The sequence below is a fragment of the Streptomyces sp. NPDC058000 genome, assembly GCF_042886435.1.
GTDB lineage: Bacteria > Actinomycetota > Actinomycetes > Streptomycetales > Streptomycetaceae > Streptomyces.
Map to the genome: position 1 here is coordinate 1 of NZ_JBHVQS010000121.1, position 7,157 is coordinate 7,157.

At 63.4% G+C, this 7,157-nt stretch carries 7 protein-coding genes; 6 read left to right on the forward strand and 1 reads right to left on the reverse strand.

Translation table 11 applies throughout. The features are described from left to right. The first annotated feature begins 537 nt into the window (after positions 1-537). On the forward strand, positions 538-1,458 hold the full coding sequence (locus ACFVT2_RS43030) for a phosphorothioated DNA-binding restriction endonuclease (protein ID WP_390027892.1): 921 nt from the start codon (positions 538-540) through the stop codon (positions 1,456-1,458). 171 nt (positions 1,459-1,629) lie between these two features. Here ACFVT2_RS43030 and ACFVT2_RS43035 read toward each other — a convergent pair whose 3' ends face one another. Beyond that, on the reverse strand, positions 1,630-2,802 hold the full coding sequence (locus ACFVT2_RS43035; protein ID WP_390027895.1) for a helix-turn-helix domain-containing protein: 1,173 nt from the start codon (positions 2,800-2,802) through the stop codon (positions 1,630-1,632). 561 nt (positions 2,803-3,363) lie between these two features. On the opposite strand from ACFVT2_RS43035, the gene ACFVT2_RS43040 reads away from it, so the two are divergent. From ACFVT2_RS43040 to ACFVT2_RS43060, 5 genes are all read left to right on the forward strand, one after another. Next, positions 3,364-3,885, forward strand: coding sequence for a hypothetical protein (locus ACFVT2_RS43040; protein ID WP_390027897.1), 522 nt, complete (start codon positions 3,364-3,366; stop codon positions 3,883-3,885). 866 nt (positions 3,886-4,751) lie between these two features. After that, positions 4,752-5,864 (forward strand): cyclophane-forming radical SAM peptide maturase AmcB, encoded by a 1,113-nt coding sequence (gene amcB / locus ACFVT2_RS43045; protein ID WP_390027900.1) that lies wholly within the window; start codon positions 4,752-4,754, stop codon positions 5,862-5,864. Then, a complete protein-coding gene (gene amcA, locus ACFVT2_RS43050) occupies positions 5,848-6,054 on the forward strand; it encodes a multiple cyclophane-containing RiPP AmcA (protein ID WP_390027902.1) in 207 nt (68 codons plus the stop codon). The genes amcB and amcA overlap by 17 nt, the downstream gene beginning before the upstream one ends. 63 nt (positions 6,055-6,117) lie before the next feature. Further along, complete coding sequence (locus ACFVT2_RS43055; protein ID WP_390027905.1) at positions 6,118-6,792, forward strand: pentapeptide repeat-containing protein; 675 nt, start codon at positions 6,118-6,120, stop codon at positions 6,790-6,792. Positions 6,793-6,808: 16 nt separating this feature from the next. Beyond that, positions 6,809-7,078: a hypothetical protein gene (locus ACFVT2_RS43060; protein WP_390027906.1), complete on the forward strand. Its 270-nt coding sequence runs from the start codon at positions 6,809-6,811 to the stop codon at positions 7,076-7,078. Positions 7,079-7,157 lie beyond the last annotated feature (79 nt).

Consider the following 7,157-nt stretch of genomic DNA (forward strand, 5'->3'; position numbering starts at 1 on the left):
GTTCGTCAGTTCATGCCGACGCACCATGACGGACTCCTGCCCGCAACGGCATTAGATCCACCGCCCCGAGCAAGAGCCATCAGACACTGCCTAGTAGTACTGCAACGGTGCTTGTCGTGACGGGCCACGCGCTGCCGAGGGCCAGGAGCGCAAGTGCGCCAGACGTGGCGGCGAGGATGCTGCCGAGCCGTGCATGCAGCGGTGAGGCGTTCGCGAGACCTGGCCGACAGGCAGCGCTAGGGCTTCGCCGGCCTCGTCGGCTGCTTGTACTGCTGCACCTGCCGTTGCTGATTCTCCTGCTCGGCCTGCTGTTGTGGCAGCGTGTGCTGGAGGAACGTCCAGCACACGCTGCCTGCACACAGGACGGCCGTGATCGCGATTCCCGCGAACGCCTTTCCCAGCCGCTCATCCGCCGCAACGGCCCGCCCACCGTGTCCCGTTGCGCATTGCGCGTGGTTTCGTAGTTCCCAGCTTCCTGCCGCCACCGCTCGACCAGACACGATGCGACGCCCGTAAGGAGAACTACCCTTGCGGCTTATGGATTGGCTTGATCGGGTGGCGAAGCTGAGGCGGTGGACGAACAACGGCGTCCGGGCGCCGCACAAGCCGTTGTTGCTGCTGTACGCGCTCGGCAGCTATCAGCGGGATGCCTGCGGCGAGCTGCGCTACAGCGCCGTCGAGGATGAGCTCAAGCGGTTGCTGACCGAGTACGGGCCGACGCACCCGACGACCCCCGCATACCCCTTCCATCACCTTGTCAGTGACGGCGTGTGGGAGGTCAGAACCGACCAGGGGCCGGGGAGCCCCGGAAGTGGAGTCGGGCTCCTGCGTTCCAGCGGAGCCACCGGGCGGCTCGCGCCCGGCCTACGGGCCGCGCTCGCAAAGGAGTCGTCACTGCTTGGCCGGCTCACCAGAGTGCTGCTGGACACCCACTTCCCGCCGTCCCTGCACATGGATCTGTGCGAAGCCGTCGGCCTCGACCTGGAGCTCGCCGAGTCGGAGTCCGTGCACGGCGCGGGCGCCGCGGCCCGACGGCAACGCGATCGCCGGATGCGTGAACTCATACTCACCGCCTACGAGTTCCAGTGCGCGTTCTGCGGATACGACGGGGCACTCGGCGCAAGCACGGTCGGGCTGGAGGCCGCACACGTGCGCTGGTGGTCCCACGACGGGCCGGACGAGGTCGACAACGGCCTGTGCCTGTGCTCGCTGCACCACAAGCTCTTCGACAAGGGGGTCCTGGGCCTCGGGGAGAACCACCGCATCCTGGTCTCCCAACGTTTCGTCGGCCGCAGCGAGGCCAGCCGACAGCACGTGCTCGCCCTCGCCGGCCGACCGGTCATCGGCCCGCAACCGGACGCCCCTAAGATCGCGACACCGCACCGCGAGTGGCACGATCGGCAGGTCTTCCACGGCCCGGCCCGGACACCCGTGGGCAGCCCCGCGCACGCCACGTGACAGCGGGCCCTGTTGGACGAGGCATGCGCACCGTGCCCAGTTCCGCACGCGGCGGCCACCGACGCCTCAAGGAAGTCGGTCCGCAACAGACGCGGTCGCTCATCGTCATCGAACTGGTATCACATGCGTGCGCCACGAGTTGCCGCCACAGTTTACGTCCAGGCTTACGAGTCAGAGAGGAATTCCGGCTTTCTTGGCCAGGGCTGTGACTTTTGGGTTGCTCCTCTTGTGGAGCGAAATGAGCACTCGGCCCAGTTCTTGACTCGTCGGATGCACCCTTGCCATCTGCGGCGCAACCTTCCACGCGTCGGCGAGCGAGTCAACTGCTCCATCACGGTCCTTGAGGGCCAATTTTGCTCGGGCAAGGTTCATGTGAAGGGGGCCGATTCTGGTGGCCGGCAATGTGAAGTCTCCCCGAAGATACCTCTCGCCTTCGTCGAGGGCATCGGCATTCTGTTTCATGTCGACGTTGGTCGCGATGATGTGAATGATCGTGTTCTCCGGCCCGAAATGGATCCCTTGGACGTCTACATCGGCGTCGAACTGAGCGGCGGCCCGCCTGGCACCCTTCACATGCCGCTGCACCGTGTTCTTGTCCTCCAGGCGGCCGGCCAGTGTGAGCCCGCGAAGGTGCAGAAGGCCCAGGGCCAGGTACCTGGCACGCCCCCTCATCGTGGCTTCAGCCTGCACAACGGCCTGGTCAACCACAGCCAGCCCGCCGGCGAAGTCGCCACCGTTGAGGAAAGTGCCGGCCTCGTCTCGGGCGGCCACGGCGCGGGCCAAGGCATTCGACCGCTCCGCGGCCTGTTGCTGCTTCATCACCGCGAGTTCGGCCATGGCCATCCAGCGGTGCCGAGCTGCGAGCCAGTACACCGCGCTGTAGACGTCGGCCACCCTGGCCCAGTCCTCGGGAAGCCCGCTCTGGTGAGCGTAATTCTGGACCCGCTTAAGTAGCCCTGGGAGGGCCTTCGTCACCGCGGCGAGGTTCGCGTCGCCGCGGAGGCTGAACAGCTCTACGAGGTCGTGCTCCAGGTGCTCAACGTGTACAGGTTCGTCGGTTGGCAGATCGAAGCGGCGCATCACGCCGCGCAACTCCTTGAGGAAGTCCTCTGCACCCGCTGGTGGAGGCGCCGACCCCAGCAGCTCGTCCAGGGGGATTCCGAACGCATTGGCAAGGGCTGCGCCCATGCCCTGAGTCAGGGGTCGCTGGGCGCGCTCGATCTTGCCGAGCAGGGACTTCGACATTCCGGCTCTGGCCGCTAGGTAGTCCTGAAGCCAGCCACGCTTCATGCGCTCGGCCTTCACGTTCGCGCCAGGTCCAGGCGTGGGGATCTCTGCACTCATTCGCACTGTCTTCCCTGTCGGGCTTCTCCTTCGCTCATGCTCTCAAGGCTGTGGTACCCGCGCCCCGGGCTTGTGCACTTCCTGTGCACTTTCGGGGTGCTCGATTGTCGTTGACTAGTGACAGACAGCAAACGGCGGATGACAGTCGGCGAGGCTGGAGGCTCTGATGATGACCATTGCGGTGTACCGGGTTCGCGGGGACGGCACCCGTCAGACGCTTCAGCCTCGGCGGCGCGTCCGGCCCCTTGCGGCCGGCCCGACGACGGACCGGTGGCCCCTGTGCAGGTGCTCCCTGTGCGTTGCTACGCGTCGGGCTCCCGGTCCCACTCAGCCGTAGTAGGCCGTGTCCGATGGCCGACCCCATACGGCGCTCGCCAAGACCGATCTAAGTGCCACTCGATACCAGGCTTTTCAACGCGAAACCCGCCCCCGGCTGTGATGTCTCCCTGGCCTTAGAGCAACAACTCCGGATGGCTCTCAAAAAGACCGATCGCGAAAAATCTTTCGAAATAAGCCGGGAAATCCGCAACCATCCCCGCAGCCAAGAAGAGAGGGGGGAGGATGGATTCCAGCGCAATCGTTCGTGACCTTTTCGCCTACTCCCACCACCACCCAGACGAGCAGCCCAAGTTGCATCAGCTTTTTGAGGTGATGCGCAGTCACCGCACCCAGGGCCGCTGCATCCATGCGGACATGTGCCCAGAGGTTGTCGTCGGCGCCATCGTCATGAACGAGTCGCGCAACGTTCTCTGCGGCTGGCATGACGATAGATGGGCTTTCGTCGAAGGAACTTTGGTTGCTGATGACACTTCCCTCCTGACCGCTTCCGTCCGAGTCCTCATGGAAACGACAGGATGGTTTCACGTGTGGCCGGAGGGCGAAGACCAGAGCCCGCTACACATCGACGTTCAAGAGTCATCTTCTGGAAGCCTTCGCTTTGGCTTTCGCTATTTAGTTTGCGCTAACACCAGCGACGCCGAGATCACTCCCAATGGTATTGCTTTTAGCTGGCGTCCCGTTTCCTCCGTCGGGCAACCCGCACTTCGGACCGCCATTGAAGCTCGGACATCATCGGCTACCTGAAGATCCCCGGCTTGGCTTCGTGCCTGTTCGACTCAAGTCAGGTCGCCTACATCATCGGTCTGGCAGCAGCTGAGCATGCGGAAGGGGCCACCGGCTACCGACTGGCAGTTTGGGCACCACATAAACTCAACTTGATCAGCAAGGATTTTCGGTGGATCAGCAGCCCCACTTTCGCTTCGGTTGTTCCGGGTGCCGCGATATCTCTGCGAGAGTCAGTCAGGCACGAAAGTCAAAGGACTGGGTGGAAGTTAACGAGCTTGAAGTGGCACGCAAGGCACACGTCCACCAGGTTCAGCCCGACCCACCAGCCCTCAAGGCGAAAGCCATCCGTATGTACCGCCTCGGCGCTTCCCTTTCGGGTGTGGCCACCCGCTTCAGTGTCACTGCAGCGAAGATGAGGCAACTCTTTGACGAATGGGAAGAGCCTCGTCGCCGTAATGCAGGAGGACGGAGCAAAATGCACTTCTCGCCTGGATCCAGGGCAAGCATGATCTCCGCTTACGAATCGGGAACCTCTGCTGCCGATATTGCGCAACAATACGGCGGAACTGGCCCTACGGTCCTTAAGCGGTTGCGGGAATGGGATGTTTCGATTCGCGCAAATTCCGAATCCGCAAAAGTACGTAGGCGGCGAAGTGGCTAGTACGGTCATATCTAGCCGCCCCCGGACTCCCACTCCGGTGCACCTCCCGATAGGCGAGGACGATCGTACGCCGAGCCGGGTCAGCGGACCGTCCGAGCACAGTTCAAAAAGGCTCCCTTTCGGTGCCCAGGAAAAAGCTTCACAGGCGTACAAGGCGCTGGGGTCATGAACGCAATCCCCAGCGCTACCCATGCACCACTCGAACTCGGTCGAGAGGAGCACGATGCGCAACTCCGTACGACTCGCAACCGTTCCGCATGCAGTGATCATGCAGCCAACCACTCTGTGCCTGCCGATGGACTGCACCTACTGCTACCTGCCATTCCGCAAGACCAAGAACCTGATGTCGGTCCGCGTAGCACAGGCCGTGGCGAAGCCGGTCAACGAGTGGGCCGCCTACGATCCCGCATTCGAGGTGGTGTGGCATGGCGGCGAGCCGCTGTCCGCCGGCCGTGAGCATCTGGCCGCGCTGATGGCTCCCTTTGAGGGCGTGAAGCACAGTGTGCAGACGAACGCGGCCCTCGTGGATGACGCCTGGTGCGGGTTCCTGCTGGAGCACGGCGTACATGCGGGCGTCAGCATCGATGGCCCGGAGGACATGAACGGTCACCGCGTTACCCGTGCCGGCCATCCCGCCTTCCGTGTGATCATGCGTGGCATCCAACGCTTACGTCGGCACGGGATCCCGCTCTCAGCCATCGCCGTTGTCTCGGATCCCGACCCGCGTTCGGCCACCCGCTTCTATGAGTTCTTCGCCGAGCTGGGAGTGACCACCCTCGGCGTGAACGTTGAGGAAGAAGAGGGCGTCAACCGCGGTGTGCAGACCGTCGATCCTGTACGGGCAGCAGATTTCTGGGCCACCCTCGCAGACGCCTGGCGGGCTAATCCGGTGGTCCATCTGCGAGAGATATCGCGGGTCGTGAGCTTCGCCAGCACCGTCCTCCACGCTCAGCAGTCCACGCCAAATCCGGCCTCGGCACTGTGGGATCCATTGCCCACGGTCAGCTTCGACGGTGGCGTGGTCCTGCTCTCGCCTGAACTGGCCGGGTGCACTGACAAGCGGTTCGGAGACTTCACCACTGGCAACGTGCTTCACGACGGCTTGGACGTCCTCGTGGGCGAAGCCGACGCCCGAACCCCCTGGATCGCTGAGTTCCGGGATGGCGTAGATGCCTGTCGTGCCACCTGCGGGTACTTCGCATTCTGCGGCGGGGCGCACCCCGCGAACAGGTTCTTCGAGCACGGGGGCCGCATGGATGGCACCCGCACTCGATACTGCACAACCTCAAAGATCGCTCTCTTGGAAGGGGTCACACGACATGTCCGCAGCCAGTGAACTGATCTCCCGTAAGGACAACACGTCCACGGCCATCGACCTGATCCTCAGCGCGGCAGACGGCTTCCATGCTCTGATCGGAAGCACACCGGTCAGCCTGGTGGCAGGGTTCGACAACCGCCCCACGTGGGACAACGCCGGCAACACCTTTGATAACCGTGCCACCTGGGACAACTGGAACAAGAAGTAGGGCTAGCACGAGGGGCAGGCTGCTTCATGGCGGCCTGCCCCGCCCGTCTCGTATAGGAGCACCATGGACACCATCACCTTCGACCGTGTCACGCTCGCTCTCCCTGGCCTCGATGAACCTGGCCTCTACCTGTCGAACGTGGAGTCGCTGGTGAGTGGTCGCGGCATCGTTCAAGACTTCCAGTACACAGATGCCCAACTCCGGTCCCTGGAGCTGGAGAACACTCAGCTCATCACGGGCCGCATTACCCGCCTTCGAACCGCGCAGTCCCAGGTCAACGAGGTACGGCTCAACTCAGTCGAGGTCGATGGCACCGACCTCGGCAACGCTCAGTGGGCCGATAGCAAGCTCTCCCGCGTGGTGTTCCGCAACTGCAAGATCATGGGTGGCACTCTTGCCGGCCTCACCTTCGAAGATGTTCTGTTCGAGAACTGCAAGCTCGACTACACCGCTTTTGAGAAGGTTCGCGCCGCTGGCCCTGTCGTTTTCTCGAAGTGCTCTCTGGCTGAAGCCTCGTTCCACGACTGCGACCTGAGCAACGCCATCTTCAAGGACTGCGTCCTGCGCATGACCCAATTCGGCAAGGGCCGATACAAGGGCGCGGACCTGCGGGGCAACGATCTCTCCGCCATCCGTGGGCTGACGCACCTGTCGAAGGTCCGCATCGATCCCGCGCAGCAGGCAGAGCTTGCCCAGGCACTGGTAGCCGAACTTGACATCACCATCGGAGACGACTGATCCCAGGAAGGCCGGCATGCCCCTGAACATCGCCTATCGCGACGAAACCGCGCTCCGTGACCGGTGCGAGATCGCCACAGTCAGGACCGCGCGCCATGACGAGGTTTCTTACGAGGCCGGAGCGGTCGTACCTTCCGGCGTGTGGCGCTCCCTGACTCAGGCGGACGTCGAGTCCATCACCGCACCTCGCCAGACCTTAGACAGCACCTTGGTAGAGATCGTCCGGCCACCGTTTCAGGAGGGGCTGCCGCTGGAACAGCATGCTCGGCCTCTAGGCAGTGTCTGATGGCTCTTGCTCGGGGCGGTGGATCTAATGCCGTTGCGGGCAGGAGTCCGTCATGGTGCGTCGGCATGAACTGACGAAC

What these genes read in the sequence shown, in the direction of transcription:
- ACFVT2_RS43060 (WP_390027906.1), top strand. Translation starts at nt 6,809, where the DNA reads ATGCCCCTGAACATCGCCTATCGCGACGAAACCGCGCTCCGTGACCGG.
- ACFVT2_RS43040 (WP_390027897.1), top strand. Translation starts at nt 3,364, where the DNA reads ATGGATTCCAGCGCAATCGTTCGTGACCTTTTCGCCTACTCCCACCAC.
- ACFVT2_RS43055 (WP_390027905.1), top strand. Translation starts at nt 6,118, where the DNA reads ATGGACACCATCACCTTCGACCGTGTCACGCTCGCTCTCCCTGGCCTC.
- ACFVT2_RS43035 (WP_390027895.1), bottom strand. Translation starts at nt 2,802, where the DNA reads ATGAGTGCAGAGATCCCCACGCCTGGACCTGGCGCGAACGTGAAGGCC.
- ACFVT2_RS43030 (WP_390027892.1), top strand. Translation starts at nt 538, where the DNA reads ATGGATTGGCTTGATCGGGTGGCGAAGCTGAGGCGGTGGACGAACAAC.
- amcB (WP_390027900.1), top strand. Translation starts at nt 4,752, where the DNA reads ATGCGCAACTCCGTACGACTCGCAACCGTTCCGCATGCAGTGATCATG.
- amcA (WP_390027902.1), top strand. Translation starts at nt 5,848, where the DNA reads ATGTCCGCAGCCAGTGAACTGATCTCCCGTAAGGACAACACGTCCACG.